The organism is Paenibacillus glycanilyticus (genome assembly GCF_051200795.1).
GTDB lineage: Bacteria > Bacillota > Bacilli > Paenibacillales > Paenibacillaceae > Pristimantibacillus > Pristimantibacillus glycanilyticus.
This window is the reverse complement of the sequence record NZ_CP195155.1, coordinates 1,212,399-1,228,778: the sequence shown is the minus strand read 5'-3', so window position 1 is coordinate 1,228,778 and position 16,380 is coordinate 1,212,399. Positions and strand designations below refer to the sequence as shown.

General features: G+C 46.3%; 5 protein-coding genes and 2 pseudogenes. All 7 read right to left on the bottom strand.

Annotated elements, in window-relative coordinates; all coding sequences use genetic code 11:
- Nucleotides 1-22 precede the first annotated feature (22 nt).
- A complete protein-coding gene (locus tag ACR9FF_RS05455; protein ID WP_435169571.1) occupies nt 23-3,559 on the bottom strand; it encodes a LamG-like jellyroll fold domain-containing protein in 3,537 nt (1,178 codons plus the stop codon).
- 91 nt (nt 3,560-3,650) lie between these two features.
- Nucleotides 3,651-4,244 (bottom strand): annotated as a pseudogene (locus ACR9FF_RS05450) (chitinase N-terminal domain-containing protein); the annotation flags it as partial.
- 981 nt (nt 4,245-5,225) lie between these two features.
- Nucleotides 5,226-8,450, bottom strand: a pseudogene (locus tag ACR9FF_RS05445) (LamG-like jellyroll fold domain-containing protein); the annotation flags it as partial.
- A gap of 1,692 nt (nt 8,451-10,142) precedes the next feature.
- Nucleotides 10,143-11,765, bottom strand: a complete 1,623-nt coding sequence (locus ACR9FF_RS05440; RefSeq protein ID WP_435169569.1) for a DUF3502 domain-containing protein — start codon at nt 11,763-11,765, stop codon at nt 10,143-10,145.
- A 54-nt stretch (nt 11,766-11,819) separates the two neighbouring features.
- On the bottom strand, nt 11,820-12,704 hold the full coding sequence (locus ACR9FF_RS05435) for a carbohydrate ABC transporter permease (RefSeq protein WP_435169567.1): 885 nt from the start codon (nt 12,702-12,704) through the stop codon (nt 11,820-11,822).
- A gap of 111 nt (nt 12,705-12,815) precedes the next feature.
- Nucleotides 12,816-13,793 carry an ABC transporter permease gene (locus ACR9FF_RS05430; protein ID WP_435169565.1) on the bottom strand — a complete coding sequence of 326 codons (978 nt, stop codon included), beginning with the start codon at nt 13,791-13,793 and terminating at the stop codon, nt 12,816-12,818.
- Nucleotides 13,794-14,047: 254 nt separating this feature from the next.
- Nucleotides 14,048-16,348, bottom strand: coding sequence for a helix-turn-helix domain-containing protein (locus ACR9FF_RS05425; protein ID WP_435169563.1), 2,301 nt, complete (start codon nt 16,346-16,348; stop codon nt 14,048-14,050).
- Between the last annotated feature and the right edge of the window lie 32 nt (nt 16,349-16,380).

Below are 16,380 nucleotides of genomic sequence, written 5' to 3'. Positions count from 1 at the left end.
GCCTTTGAATTTTTTCCGCCTGTTACAATCCCGCAAGGGCAGCAATCTCGTCAGCAGGAAGGGCTTGGTCATAAATGCGGAAATCATCCACCCGTCCGTCGAGATACGGATCGGAGCTATATTGGGAACGGCCGATCCAATTTTGCGTCGTTGCACCCAGATCGGACGGTTTAATGGTCATCGACGTATTGCTCCCCACTTGAGCTCCATCAACATAGAGAGTGCCGGTCGAACCGTTTAACGTAACGGCTACATGATGCCAGCCTCCCGTTACCAGCGCAGACTGCCCGTCAATGATTTGCTCGCTCGAATTATTGTTTTTGATCGCAAAGCGAATTTTGCCATTGGCTCCATTTTTCGGAGTAAGAAACATACTGGTCGAAGTCCCGGAACCAAAATCAAAAATTCGCGTCCAGTTTTTAGCGCTATCCAGATTCACCCATGCTGAAATGGTTATTGTGTCAGCCCCGGAGACAAGGCTGGAAGGCAGCGCAATATAGCCGTTTGTTCCGGCAAGATCCGCAGCGTTGCCGATTTTACCCGTAATCCAGGCCGTACCGCCATTCAGCGTTCCAGGATTGCCGTTTCCGGATGCGTCTGCGGCTGAAGCCCCGCTTGTTTCGTCAAATTTATACCAGGACAGGAGGGTGGCCATCGGCATACCATCGGTTGTTGCGGAAGCAATTGCCGACATGTCCGATTCTCCTATTGCATTTACTGCCGTTACCTTGTAATGGTAGGCCGTATTCGGTTTTAAACCCAGGCTGGTATACGACGTTCCTGTAATCAAATCGCTATTAACTTTGGTATAGACGGCATTCTCAGCTAATGAATCGGCGACGTATACCTGATAACCCGTTGCTCCTGGTACAGCTGGCCAGCTTACGTTAATCGATCTATAATCTGCTGTCGCAGCTATCACACCCGTCGGTGCTGCCGTTACGGATTCCAAGGTTTGCCCGTTCATCACACTCGCAACTTCAGATGAACTTATCGCGCGATTATAGATTCTGACATCATCCACTCGTCCGTCGAGATACGGATCGGAGCTATATTGGGAACGGCCGATCCAATTCTGCGTCGTTGCGCCCAGATCGGACGGTTTAATGGTCATCGACGTATTGCTCCCCACTTGAGCTCCATCAACATAGAGAGTGCCGATCGAACCGTTTAACGTAACGGCTACATGATGCCAGCCTCCCGTTGCCAGCGCAGACTGCCCGTCAATGATTTGCTCGCTCGAATTATTGTTTTTGATCGCGAAGCGAATTTTGCCATTGGCACCATTTTTCGGAGTAAGAAACATACTGGTCGAAGTCCCGGAACCAAAATCAAAAATTCGCGTCCAGTTTTTAGCGCTATCCAGATTCACCCAAGCTGAAATGGTGATTGTGTCAGCCCCGGAGACAAGGCTGGAAGGAAGGGCAATATAGCCGTTTGTTCCGGCAAGATCCGCAGCGTTGCCGATTTTACCCGTAATCCAGGCCGTACCGCCATTCAGCGTTCCAGTATTGCCGTTTCCGGATGCGTCTGCGGCTGAAGCTCCGCTTGTTTCGTCAAATTTATACCAGGCTTTTAAATGGGTGTCGACGTTGACTTTTACAGCTGCATGATACGCTTGCCCGTTATAGGTCGCGGTAATCGCAGCCGTACCTGCGCCAATCCCGGTCACCAAGCCTGCCGAATCGACGGTTGCCACAGCCGGATCGGATGAAGTGAAGCTTGCTTGACTTGTAAGAACCTGATTGCTTCCGTCCGGATGAATGACCCTTAATACGGATTGATGCGTATGATTGACGTTAAGAACATAACTGCTTGCATCAAAAGCCGGAATGCCGTCTCCTCCCGTTGTGGCCGATACAACGGCGAACGTTGATCCTCCGGATACACGGACCTTGTAAAAGTAAATCGTATTTGGATTCAAGCTTGTGTCGCTATAAGACGTTGTTGTAATTGGCGCACTGTTAATCTGAGTATAAGTTCCATTTTCCTCTGTTGATCTAAAGATGTTGTAACCAAGTGCGTCCGGTACTGCCGTCCAGCTTAAGTTGATCGCATCCGAGCCGGCTATTGCTGCTTTCAGTCCAGTTATATTGCCTAGAATGATCCTGTTGCTCAGTCCATCCGTCTCTGCCGCGTCAGGCGTATACAATAACATGGCAAGCGGATAATCCTTTCCCGCAACCTCAGGCATTCTCGTTTCGTACGCATAGGCCAAATACTTGTATTTTTCCTGGGTCATATCCTGCCCTTCGATATATTTATAATAGTTGTACAAAACACTGTAGAACGCATCAATTCTGCCTCTTTGATCCGGATTGATCTGATCGAATATCTGACCGGAATAGCTTTGGTTTGCCACCGCGGGCGTCCACATCACATCGTATCCCAGATGATACTTTAGAGCATACGTGGTCCCTTCCAGCAACCTGTCGTTCAGAAAATGGAATGGATTTACCGCATTAGCAGCCGTTGAGATTGTTCCTGCTGCCGGGTCAACCTTCGTTCCTTGGGCGTAGATGGTCTGTACCAATGTTGACAGTCCGGCGATATTGGCATAAGAATGTCCCACATCGCGGCCCATTTCCATTAATTGCACATGGTAATCCGACGGATCGAGCGGCGCTCCTGTCCTTTCGTTTTTGGTCATCCATCGCATTTCATGTTTGATCGAACCATTCCTTCCCCCATCATCGCCTTCTGCATTCACTGTTGTTGCTTCTACGGATTCCGCATACATTTCCAGGTCATTGGTAAAGATCGCCCGCGCCATCGTTCCCATAACCGTAAATTGGTGTTGATTCATGAAAAAAGAATGTGCGTTATAAGTGACCGAGCAAAGCTCCATCATATGGATAAAATTCTGAGTGTCGGTTTCTGTCCATTTCAAACCTGCTGTAGGCGTGTCGGAATAACGCAAAATTTCTGCCGCTGCCGCCAGCAAATAAGTCATCGTCGCAAAACGGAAGTTCGTATGAGGAGCAACAGACTGGATGCCGGAATAAGATCTGACGATATACATCGCACTGGAACGGTACGTCTCATCGCCGGTAATGTACCACATAACGGCTTGTTTAAAAGCGGTTAAGGCATCCGTATTCGCACGCGTTCCCACATAATCGCTTGGGTCGGACCAGTATTTACCACTTGCATCGGTAAAGGCCCACGGACCGCGTATATTAACGAATAGATCATTGCCGACTTCATATAAGATTCTTGGATTCGGCCTGGATTGCCAGTCGGCGGCAAAGGCTTCGAACGCCGTATTCCACGGCTCGTCCCCTGCTCTTGCATGGTCGCGCATATTGTCCAGATCGGCCAGCGTCATGGCAATGCCCGGATGATGGATCGTTGCTGATACCGTTGATCCGTTAGCATCCGTGTAGGAAGCATTCACATCTGCGTTTACCGCTTGTGGTTTGTAAGATGTAATGAGCGGCGAAACAGCCGCATTCGCTGTTCCGGCACCTCCAAAGCCTGTAAAGGTCATGACTAACGTAAAACAAACAATAAGGACTAAAAAGAATTGGCGGCGATTGCTTTTTATGACCAGGTCCATTTCTTATTCCTCCATTCTTCAAGAAAAAGCCCCCAATTTAACGAAGATTCGATTGGGGGCTTCGATGATTATGCGCAAGTTGACTCGTTAATCAACCTTTTTGCTCCTTGACGGTAATCGTGATCGTTTGGCTGGATGTCTCGCCAGCCGCATTGACTAATACGGCGCGGTACGAGTATACGCCCGGCGCTCTGCCGGAGATGCTCGTTGCCGCCTTTTGGGCCGTAGGCGTCGCTTCACTCAGCGTCTGCGAATCGATCAATGTCCCGTTCTCGTACAAGCGGTACTCGGAACCGTTCGTTCCCCACCACATGTTCATCGTAACATCGTAATTCCCGTCGCCGTCCCAGTTATTATGGGACAAGACCGGTTTGCCCGGCGCGGCGTCGGTGACGGTGACGACATGCGGATCGCATTTCGTCGTGCCGAAGATGTTCGTGAGTTCGCAGGTGTACGTGTACGTACCGTTTACTTTGCCAGCGATATCGGTCTTCACGGTTTGCGCCTCCGGCGAGTTGTCCGTCAGCATCTGCGTAGCGATTAGCTTGCCGTTTTCGTACAGCTTGAACTCGGTGCCGTTGTTCCCCCACCACAGGTTCATGGTGACGGTGTAGCTGCCGTCCTTCAGCCCCGTGTCATGCCCGTTGTTGTCGGATAGGACCGCTTTGCCCGGAGCGCCGCTCGCAAGCGGCGTCACGTCGTGCAGCCACTGCGCCCAACGAATCAGCACAGTCGCCTGTTCGGCAGTGAACACTTTGCCGCTTTGCTTGTTCACGTCTGCGATATACGCCTGCAGCAGATTGCGAGCCTCCGCACCTTTCCTTTCGGCCGCTTTCGTTTTGGCCTCTGCCAGATGCTGCTGAAGGGATGCCACAACTAGCTGCGAATCAGCTGCTCCTGTTTCGGCCGCGAAGGTTTCGGTGAGTGCAGACAGACTGTCGAACGTCGCGGTGACGCTGTACGAATGTTCAGCCGATGAGCGGTGTCCAGCAGCATCCTCCGCTTCCGCCGTCACCTTATGAACGCCCGGCAGCAGCGTATACGCCTTGACATCCACAAGCGGTGCGTTGCACGGCGAGTTGGTCACGCCGGAGACGCTGTCCACCGCTTCGCATATGATGTTCACCGTCTGATCAATCGTATAGGACGCTTCACCGGAGATCGTGAGTTGAGGCGCGGTCAGGTCGATCTTCGCCTCCGCCGATTTCGGATAGACCGAATCGGTTACCGATTCAGGACGATACAGGATCTGGTTCGTGCCTTCCTTCCCGAGGATAACAGGCGCGTCGTAGACACTCCAGCTGCTTCCGCCATCCAGGCTGTACTGTATATTTTCGTAACCAGACAACTTCACCGTAACGGGTGTCGTATACCAGCCGTTCTGGCCGCTTGGAGACGAAGGATCAAGCGACGACGTGATTTTGATCTCCCGTTTTTCCAGTGCTTCCATAGCTTGCAGCAGACTTGCAGATTCTGCATCGATCGCATCTTGGCTGGCATCTGCAAGCATAGCTTTGGCGTTCGTAACCGTATCCGTCAGCACTTGCCAGCTCGATTCGGTGTAAAGCTTGGCATCAAGCGCTGCAGCTTTATCCAGCAAGAAATTCAGTAAGGAATAGTCCCCGTGTGGCGCCGTATTGTTTGCTAACTGAAGGATCTCAGCAGCGCTTAATACATGATCATCAATACGGAATTCGTCCAGCATGCCGCCCAACAACGGATCTGAAGAAAACTGGCTTTTTCCGAGATAATTTAACGTCGGTTTGAAGTCGCCCGGCTTGATCGTGACGTTAGCGGATGCCACTTCCACACCGTTCACATACAGCTTCTCCTTGCCGTTCCCGAGTGTCACCGCCACATGAACCCACGTATTCGTTGCGAGCTGCGAGGTTTGCACGATTTGCTCAGCGCCGCCGTTCTTAATTGCAAACCGCATAAAATTACCCGTTTTCGGCGTTAGGAACATATATTGGGTAGTACCGTTACCGAAGTCGAAGATTCGTTGCCAATCCTTTCCGCCTTTCCAATACACCCAAGTTGACAAGGTGATCTCATTGTAACTGGACAACGGATGCTTAGCGGGCAGTGTGACATAGCTATTGGTGCCGTTCAATTCGATCGCTTTCCCGACTTTCCCTTCCTTGAACGCAGGGGTGCCGGAAACCGTCCCGTTGGAAGAACCGAATGCATTATCCGCGTTTCCTTCAAACGAATAGAAGGATAATGGGTTGCGGGCAAGCAGGCTCTTCGCATCGTAAAGCTCCTTGGCGATTTTCATATCCGTATAACCAGGAGCATTCATTTCCGTTTTGATGCGTTCCACCTCTTGGCTGAATAGATAATAACTCAATCTTGAATAATCTCCCGCCGGAAGCGTTGTCGCATTATCGAGTGCAAGCTGAAGCGGGTCAATGACCGTTACCGACGTACCGTCCGTCGTACCGGTCACGACAGGCCCGTTATCGTACAAGATTTTGAATGTCATTTTACCCGTTTGATAAGCAGTTCCAACCGTCGATTGTGCTTTCCAATGAAGCTGGTCGTCGGATGCGGCCTCCATCCATTTATCGCCGAAGTAAACCTTGACATTCTCAAGAGCTTTACCGGCAGCAAAATTCAAGGTGACCGTGTTCCCCGTCACGGCTAAGGAAGAATCCTCCGGATTATCCGACTTTAGCGTTACCGTATCCAATATGGCCGGACTTCCCTCATGGATGACGTTACCAAAGAACTTGACTTCGGTAACATTGCCGTACCAATTGATGCTATTGTAAATCCGGATATAACGATAGGCTTTCGGATTCTGAACCGGGAATGTTTGCCAATTTACCGTATTTACAGCTGGGGCGGTCAACGTCACCCACGGCTCATCACCGATGTGATTGGTTCCCTGGATGACAATACCTGCCGACCGGGCAGGAAGGCCTTGACTTCCAAGCAATTTTACTTGGGTTAATTGCACTTTATCCTGATCCCCGAGGTCAAATGCGATCCAACCCACGCCTCCGTTTTCGGAGCGAAAATCGGAGCCGGTACCTATATTCCCGTCAAACATATAGCCCACTTGCTGAACGGTCGTATCCATGCTTCGCCCCGGTGTAGAATCAGTCAAAGGCAGGGTCTTGAATACATCGTTGAGGAGCCCCTCTTCGTTAACGATAGTCACCTTGGTGCCGTCAGTCGTAAGTTTGACCGATCTGCCGAGATTTGCGCCTTGATTGTAGTCGATGCGGAACGGGACTTTGCCAAGCGTATAGAATTCTCCAAGCTTTTGCTTCACGGTAAAATGACGGGCATCTGTGGAAACAGCATCCATCTTCGTACTGCCGAAATAAACGGCAACATTATCGATCGGTTCGCTTGCGGTAAACGATAAGGTCACGGTATCACCAGCCGTTGCGATCGATGAATCGCTCGGATGATCGGATTCGATGGATACCGTTTGCAACAGATCGACAAACGGGATATCGGCATTGTCAAAACTGAAGTAATCGACTTCCACTCGGCCATCGGCAGTTCCACCGGTAGCTTGCAGCCTGAGATAAATCGCGCCTTCTCGAGACGCATAACCCGATTTCGCCAAATCGTATGGGATCGTGACGAACTCGCCGTTCGTATTCGGAACGGCAAATTCAGCTACGGTATTGGCAGCCGCATCTCCATTGCCAAGATCGATGGCTTTTATGACAACAGGCTCGTTGCTCTTCACCCGCAATACCATAAAGCGCCGGTCATCGCCTTTGGCCCCCATATCGACATTGCGATAGGTTAATGCGGAGCTGTCTCCTGGTAATACGACATGATCCCCCATCTTCTCGGCATTGCCGTACAGATCGGAAAGATAGCTTCCGCCCTGCCGCTTTGTCGACTGAATCGATCCGGAAGAGGATGGCGTTACGTATTTAAAACTGTTAAAGGTCAAGGCGCCGGACCCTCTGTAGACCAGATAAAAATCGTTGTTGCCTCCGTTATTGCCGTAGATAATCTCATCATTCTGATGGTCGAAAGCGGCGGTCACCGTGTTGCCTGCCGTATCCGCAATCGGATAGCTCTTGACGAGCTGGCCCTGCGGGCCTCCAAGCCTCATTTCAAGCACGCCGCTTCCCGCAGCTTTATGACCCAACAGCAATTGTACGGTGCCGCTGTCAAAATTCATGTTGCGATATCCGATATAACCGCCGTCTGTCAGGGTAATGTTATCCGACACCTCGTCCTTCACATAACCTGTTTCGCTCGTAATTGGAGCTTCAATCGCCTTGTTATCGGTTTTGGCAAAACCGCCGGAAAATTGAAACCAGCGCGCTTCGGCGGCAAAATTATAGGCATTATTGGAACCTGTCGTTTTGAAATACAGATTCTTCTTGCCTTTCAGTGTATCGCCGATGTTTTCGAATTTCTGAACATAGGTGTTCGGAATGGTCCACCAGCCTGTATGGGGGACCTTAAAGATGGCTGTCGGCTTCGTCAGGGCCATGGTCTCGTCAGTCAGCTTCACGTCAGGGTCGGTAACGTACATCGTAATGGTCGACCCGGCCGTCGAGTTTTGGGCATAGGTGAACGCGAGCGTATCCGCGGGAACCGAACCGAAATCGAAATTTTCGTAGCCGAACCAGTTGCCGTTCATCGTCCCTTCGGCTTTGTATTGGATGTAACCGTTCTCGTCCAGATAACTGGCGATTCCAGGTTTTACAAAGCCGTTCTTAAACCAAACTGCGTTGTTGGAGGAAAAAGGTACAGCCGGGTACCGGTTATATAGACCATATAAATTTCCCGCTTCCTGCAAAGGCTGCGGCGGCCCCTTCGGCTCCGTGTCCAAGGCCCCGTTCGCAGGGGTAAAGAGAAGCTGGCCAGACCCCGGTGTATCGATGGCCGGAACCTCAGGATGCTCCATCAAGATCTCGGGATATTTGAACAATTCGTCATATTTACCGCCGGAATATCCTTTCTCATATTTATAATAGTTGTAGATGGAAGCGGCTTCTGTTATGGATCCACCTCTCGGACTGATGCCGGTCCACCCGGTCTTTTGTCCCACGCCGTTGATATGAGGGAAATATTCCACATCGTACCCTGCATTGTATTTCGTATAATAAGAGAGGGCCTTTAGCAGCTTTTGATCCTGAAATTCGAAGGGGTCTACTCCGCCCTCGGCAACCGGAACCCCGGTAACAGGATCAAGCTTCGTCCCTTGGACATGAATGGTTCTGGCCGTTGCGCCGTATGTCGCCACGTCAAGGTTCGAGTGACCCTGATCGCGTCCCATCTCGACGACCTCTCCATTATCCATTATCGCCGCGGCGAGCGAGAAATTGATACTTTCTGCCCCGCTTGCATTATCTTGGTCAACGGCTTTTTTATTGACGGCAAACCGCTCCACCGCTTCATTATAACCGTTGATATCATCCAGGAAGATGGAAATGGACATATACCCCATGTTCCCTACAGCCGCTTGATTATAAAATCCGAACCACTTGTTCGTTTCCTGCCAGATGAGTCTTAAGAAATTATCGTAGACCTTCTTTTTTTCATAATCGATATTGCCTTGTGCGTCCCGGCACCATCCGGAGCTTGGCGTATAGAGAAGAATTTCTGCCGCGGCAGCCATCTTCTGACCTGCAACCCCGGAGCTGAGAACGCTGGATGCTCCCCACACCTTCGAGATCGTATCCCAATTGGCCGGCTCCGTCGTATCGAAAAATTGCTTAAGCCCATTGGCCCACGCGTCCAATACGTTTTTGGCATTGTTCAGATAATCCTCATCCCCCGTGATGTACCACATGAGCACTTGTTGATAGGCTGTCGTGGCATCCTGACGCAATTGCTTGTCCCCGTTGCTGTCGGAGACTTGAGGATAAGTGAACTCCTTTTGCGTTCCTCCGTTCCCATAGATCGCTACATTTTTCGAAGATTCGGCTGACCTTCTGAACGCATCGAATGCAGATGCCCAAGGCTCTTTACCGAGCCATACCATATCCCTCATGGTGTTCAGATCCGATCGCGATTGCAGAATACCCGGATGGACGATTCCTGTCGGACCTTTTACCACATAGTCGTCATAGCTTCGGTCATAGTTCGGATTGATGATTGCGCTATTTTGCGGCGTTGGCACATTGGATACATAAGGGGTATAAGGTGCAATGCCTGAAGATTCGGCAGCCTGCACGGTTGCATGGCCGACAGGGATGATGCCGCCTAAAATGAGAAGAGACAATACGATAGAAAGAGAGCGTTTGCATTTGGGCAGAAACCCTTTCATCTCAAAGACCTCCTTTCAAGATTGAGCCCCTGGCGGGCAAAATGGTCGACCTGTTTTAATTTCATTTTCATTACTGCGCTCCTCTCAAATTTTAAATGTACATCTATACTAAACCGCCGAAGCGAGTTCAGCCTGCCTGCGATAATCAGCCTTCACTGGTCCAAGTCTCCACTTACCGCAAAGTCACCTCTGAGATTGTAAGCGTTTTCATAACCGACCAAGCCTCTCTTTCTATCGAAGATAGGCTTGAGATCGGAACACCTACCGATCTGATTGACAAGAATCGACTGGTGCTCCTCATTTATTGCGATATGACTTCAGAGCGTTTTACTGCTTTTGGGCAAGGAAGGCATTGATTTGATTTTTCAATTCTTCTTTAATTTTTTCTACACCCGAAGCCTTCAAATCCTTATTCATCTTCGACAAATTATCATTAACGTCGCCGAAGCCGGACAATAAGAATGGAAGATACTTATCCATAACAGTGCTGCATTTGGCGATTTCATTTTTTACAGGCTCTTGATCGAATGTAAATCCAGCCAATACATTTTTCTTATAGGTATCCGGCTTAAATTGATATTCATAATAGTGTTGAATCTGCTCCGGCAATCCTGCGGGAATTCGATGGAAATTCGGATTCCAAGTCAACTCGAAGGCAGGGAAAGCATAATTTTTAGTCGGATCGACTCCATCCGGAATCTTCCACTGATTATCTCCTACAGGCCCCCAATTTTTACCTTCTATACCATACGTAAATAAGTCATTGTTCTCCTGACTGGAGAAAATCCAATCCAGGAATTCCATTGCTCTATCAATTTTTTTAGAAGAAGCAGGTATGGCAATGAAATTCCATGCCTTGCCATCCGTAGATTGTGTTCCAGGTGTCATTTCTTGATTGTTCTTGAAGATCGGCCAGAAACCAAGCTCCGCATTCGGATCTAACGCCTTTTGCTTGGCTTCTTCCCCAGTAAACCCATTTAATGTTCCGTATCCCGCAGCGACAGGCTTTCCTGTTCCAGTCGTGTTTGTCAAAGTATCTGCCGGAATAAATTCATTAAACCGCTTCGCTTGGTTAAACTGGTTCATCAAATAATCGAGACCGTACTTAGGATTAATGTTCGCCCATTCCGATGCCGGATCTCCATAAGCTGCCACACCCGCGACGGATTTCCCATCATTGGCGATTTGAACGTACACGAAATTTTTCTTCGGATTTGAGCCGCCGATAAATGGAAATACGTTCCCTTCAAGCTGTTGTGCATTGATATCCGTAAATAGCTTGAAGAAGGCAGTGTTGCCATAGTTTCCAAACGGGTTCATGTCTTTTTCGTTTTCTTTTACTTTTTCAAGGAAGTTATACAAATCATCATAGCTGCTGATATCCTTCATCCCATACTTGGTCAACAAATCTTTCCGATACCAGACACCTTCCATATCCATGAAAGCGTTTGTAAGCGGAATGGCATAGAGCTTGCCGTTCATCTTATTATCATTGATATACTCTTCTGAGAAAGCCTTCTGAAGCCCGGGATATTTGGGGTTGTTAAAGTATTCGCTTAAATCCGCCAATGCGCCGTCTCTGGCGAATTTATCCTTTGACCACGGGTTAAAGAGGTCGATGTCCTCTCCCGATGCGATCCATAATTCATGCTTTGGACCATAGTCGGCAGGCGGTGTAAAGGTAAGATTCAAGGTCGTATTAAGCGTATCCTTCGTCCGTTTCTCAAACTCCTTAATGACGGGATCCACATCGCGATACATCCCGTTTTCGGTCCCGAACAGACGAATATTAAGCGTAACCGGATCCTTTGTTGCGGGCGCTGTACTTTCTGCCGTGTTGCTTGTGGGCGCAGTGCTTTCGCTCGGCTCGTTTGATGCCTTGCTGCATCCAGCGATTGACGCGGCAAGCATGGTTGCAGCAATCGGTAATACAACAAACTTTTTGTTCATTTTTAGTCCTCCCTTTTACTATTCAATCCTATATACTAAACCGCTCTCGCGGGTTTAGCCCTTAACAGCTCCAACTACTAATCCCTTAACAAAGTACTTTTGCAGAAATGGATACACAAAAATGATGGGACCTACAGTGACTACGGCAGTAGCCATTTTGGCCGTGTTGGTTGGAACGACATAATTAGCTAATGTTATTCCTTGCATTTGATTCAATTGATTGGCAAAGTCCACTTCTCTCAATACCTTCATGATCAGATATTGCAAAGAATACAGATCCTTATCGGAAATAAATAGAGTGGCTGTAAACCATTCGTTCCAGAAACCGAGTCCATAAAACAATCCGATCGTTGCCAATGCAGGTTTTGCTAGCGGAAGGATGATTTTAAATAAAATATAGATGTCATTCGCACCGTCTATTTTGGCGGACTCCGCCAGCGAATCCGGTATTTGCTTGAAGAAGTTCCTTAACAGAAACATATTAAACGGGTTAACCAAGGCCGGTAAAATATAAACCAAGATATTATCGCTTAAACCTAAATACTTGGAGATAAGAAGGTAGGTAGGTATCAAACCTCCGTTAAACAGCATCGTAAAATAGACGAAAAAGGCGATCTTGTTTCTGTGGGTAAACGTTTTCACGGAAATGGCATAAGCCATCGCACTGGTAATGATCAGGCAAAGGATCGTACCCGCAACCGTGAAAATGATCGTTGTCTTGTAAGCGCTGAATATGGCGTTATCCTGGAATATGACCTTGTAAGCAAACAACGAGAATTGTTTAGGAATAAGAGCAAAGCCGGTCAATTGTACGGATTTTTCGTCTGATATGGAGCTTGATAAAATAAGGATAAAAGGCACAATGCAAAATATTGAAAACAAGGCCATGAACAGATAAGAAAATAGATTTAATGCTTTATTCTCCAAGCTGCTTTTCATTTGTTTATCTCCTTCCTCAAGTGAAAACGGCTGCGCCGTCCCTTGGAGGAGCAGCATACGTTTCGCGAATGAAATATAAGCATAGTATAAAAACCTATACTTTCTTATATTTTAAAAAATAGCGGAATCCGAATCATATTTCTTGGCAAGATAATTGGTTATATATACGATGATAAAGCCTACAAAGGATTGATAAAGTCCGATTGCAGTAGACATGCTCATGTCATTCATTTGTCTAAGCATTCTGAATACGTAAGTGTCAATAACATCGGTCGTGTCATACAAATAAGGGTTATCGCCTACAATCGCATAGATCATTCCAAGATCCCCGTGGAAGATGCCCCCGATGCCAAACAAGGTCAACAGTACTGCTGTCGTTTTAAGCTGCGGCAAAGTAATCTTTGTAATGCATTGCATACGGCTGGCACCGTCCATTTTGGCTGCTTCATAGATTTCCTGGTCAATGCCCGCTATAGCAGCCAGATAGACAACGGAACCGAAGCCTGCGGTTTTCCATATTTTTAGAACAACCAGTATTCCGGCCCATAGACTCGGGTTGGCATAAAAATTGATTTCCTGTCCTTCCTGAATAAAGCCCAACGCTTTTAAAACGGAATTAATTAATCCTACATCTGTCGATAGTAGGGCAAAAACAAACATCGAAACTAATGTCCAGGATATAAAATTCGGCAAAATGACAAGCGATTGCGTCACTTTCTTAAAATACTTGGAGCTGATTTCAGACAGCACAATGGCAATCAGGATCGAAAAAAACAAACCGGTAATAAGAAACAACAGATTTAAATACAACGTGTTCCAGGTTACAACAAGCCAATCCTTTGAAGTGAAGAAATACTCGAAATTTTTCAGACCGACGAATTTACTTTTAAAAAGCCCTTTCACCGTATTAAAGTCTTGAAAGGCCACGATGATCCCTACCATTGGCAGGTACTTGAAAATCACGAAATATAAAATGCCTGGCAAAACTAATAAATACAAATAGAAATTTTGTTTTACATCTGATAGGAAGCTCTTTTTTCTCTTCTTAACAACGCTGTCCGCTTTATTGCTGCTCAAAGCAACATTCATAGTGATCATCCCCCCGTATGCTAAAAAAATCTCTCGGCTCGCGTCGTGGAAATACGGAACGCCTTTTCCCTTCTGACTCTAATATCACCTGCATGAGTCTTCAAGTTCTCGTTTTATCAAAATGCCGCTTTGATGGTTTTTAAACCTGTTCAAAAACACGCTGCAGCGTATCCCGATGCTATTTGAACTCAGGCAGTTTACAACAAAAAAAGAACCAACAGCGTGGATGCTGCCGGTTCTTTTTCTGTTTCGCTTTACCATTCGAAGTTTGCTTTTGGACTCTCGTCATTCTGGATACTCATTCTATAATTTTCCGGGGTTCTGCCAAAGTGTTTTTTAAATACGGTAAAGAAGTGCTTGCTATTCTCCGGATACCCGACCAATTCGGCAATCCTGCTGACAGGATCATTCGTTTCAATCAGAAGCCGCTGTGCTTCCGACATCCTGCATTGCGTAATATAATCCGACAAGGATATACCCGTTATCTCTTTGAAAATAGACCTGACGTAATTCGGAGACAGCTCTACATACTTGGCCACTGTATCCGTTGATAGGTTTATACTATTATAATGCTGCCTGATATAATCTCTAATTTTATTCGCAATCACGGTTTTTACATTTTCTTTAGAATCATTGCCTTTGGTCTCTACAACTTTGAAGCAGAGTGAATAGAGATACGTTTTTATTTCTTCCAACGTTTCGCAGGTTTGAATCTCGGACACCAGTACCTTTATGCTGTATTCTCCATTCTCTATACTCGTCTTGGCGATACCGCTTAGCGTCCTTGTAAGCAACACGGCTAACTGCAGCACCGTTATTTGGATGACATCCGCGCTATATAAAGCAAGCCTTTCAAAAAACTCATTAAGGCTTGCGTCAATTTTTCTTAAATTGCTTTCCTTTATGGCTTCGATCATTCTCTTCTCAATATCATAAGGATATTCCTGGAGAACATTATCATTTCGCTGAGCGATTTCGCCATATTGTATGACTGCTTTTCGGCCGAAAATAATTCGATAATTCGAAGCTGCCAGCGCATTTTGAAAGGATTTGCCTATTCCTTCAATCCCTTCTGCAATGTCCCCTATTCCCGCAGATACCGAGATCTTCAAATATTTCTCTACTTTGTCTTGCATTTCCTTTACCGTATCGAGCAGGTTATCCAAAAGCTCGTCACTTCTATGATTGACATTTAAAATAATACTGACATAGTCATTTCCGTTATCAACGCCCTCTACCTTAAAGCCTTTTTCCCTAAAAAATTCACATGCAATATTAATAATGGCGAATCTAACCAATCTGACGTCTTTCGACCATTTGCCTGAAAGAACCTTTTCAAGAGAATCCATTTTAAGGACAAGGGTCAAAAAGAACGGAGCGTCCAGACTTACCCCGCACTCCATCCTATACTCTTTGTCGAAGATTTTTTCGTCCAGTTCCCCATTAACTATTTTACTTAGTAAGGTCTTCTTCTTATCATTCAATAAACGGTTTGAATCCAGTCTATATTTATGAAGCAATTTTCTGAAGGGATTATAGATGGTTGATGTAAAATAGACAGCTAAAAGGATACCCGCAAGCATAAAAATAACGGTTAAAAACAATAATGTCTTTTGCATGGAATAGGCCGACGATAACAGCTTGCTATATTCGCCAATGCCTATAAATATTAAGCCTAAATGCTTTGCTTTCACATAGCTGACCAATGATTCCTTACCGTTAATCTTCGTTGTAAAGCTGCCTTTTTCATTGTTAGACTGCATGATTTGTTTCGCAAAGCTTTCATTGGCAAGATTTTTATTGATCATAGAAGTGTCATCATGGGATAATACATTGCCGTTTTTATACATGATCAATACTTGATTGAGATCTCCGGCACTTCCATTAGTAACCATCTGTTGCAGTATTCTTTGATTTAAATTAATGACTAATGACGATTCAACTTCACCCTTATTTGAAGTGTTTGCAAGAACCAGGGTCAAGAAATTTTCGCTTACATTGTTATTACTTATTACATAATCCACTTTTCTTGTAAAATATTCATTCGAAACGTTACGTTCCTTATTCCTCAGGATACGAAGTATATCTTGATCCAAAAAATCCGTTGTCGACTGAATCCCTTCTCCTACCTCGGATATACTGAATAATACTCTGTCAGCCTTTGAATTATAAATATAAATGGAGCCGATAAGAGGATTTGACTTCACATATTGCTTTAATTTCTTTAATGCATCTTGATCGGCAAATTGATCTGGTTTATCAACATACAAACCGTAATTAAGATCATTATCCATACTATTATTAAATAACTGATAAAAGTTATAATAGACATTAATGAGCATTGTATCTGCAATATAATAGGATTGCGAAATAAAGTTTTCAGAGGTTTGACTGATTTGCTCTATACTTTTATTGCTGTAAGTGCGAAACAAGACAAAGGAAAAAACGGATAATAGAACGATAACAATAATGAAATAGGACGATAAGATTTTTATTAATAAAGTATCCCTTCTAAAGAGGCGTGTTAGCCTTCCCCCCACACGTTCTACTTTCATTTGGCTACCCCCTCATTATATCTATTGGGAGA

What these genes read in the sequence shown, in the direction of transcription:
- ACR9FF_RS05455 (WP_435169571.1), bottom strand. Translation starts at nt 3,559, where the DNA reads ATGGACCTGGTCATAAAAAGCAATCGCCGCCAATTCTTTTTAGTCCTT.
- ACR9FF_RS05440 (WP_435169569.1), bottom strand. Translation starts at nt 11,765, where the DNA reads ATGAACAAAAAGTTTGTTGTATTACCGATTGCTGCAACCATGCTTGCC.
- ACR9FF_RS05435 (WP_435169567.1), bottom strand. Translation starts at nt 12,704, where the DNA reads ATGAAAAGCAGCTTGGAGAATAAAGCATTAAATCTATTTTCTTATCTG.
- ACR9FF_RS05430 (WP_435169565.1), bottom strand. Translation starts at nt 13,793, where the DNA reads ATGAATGTTGCTTTGAGCAGCAATAAAGCGGACAGCGTTGTTAAGAAG.
- ACR9FF_RS05425 (WP_435169563.1), bottom strand. Translation starts at nt 16,348, where the DNA reads ATGAAAGTAGAACGTGTGGGGGGAAGGCTAACACGCCTCTTTAGAAGG.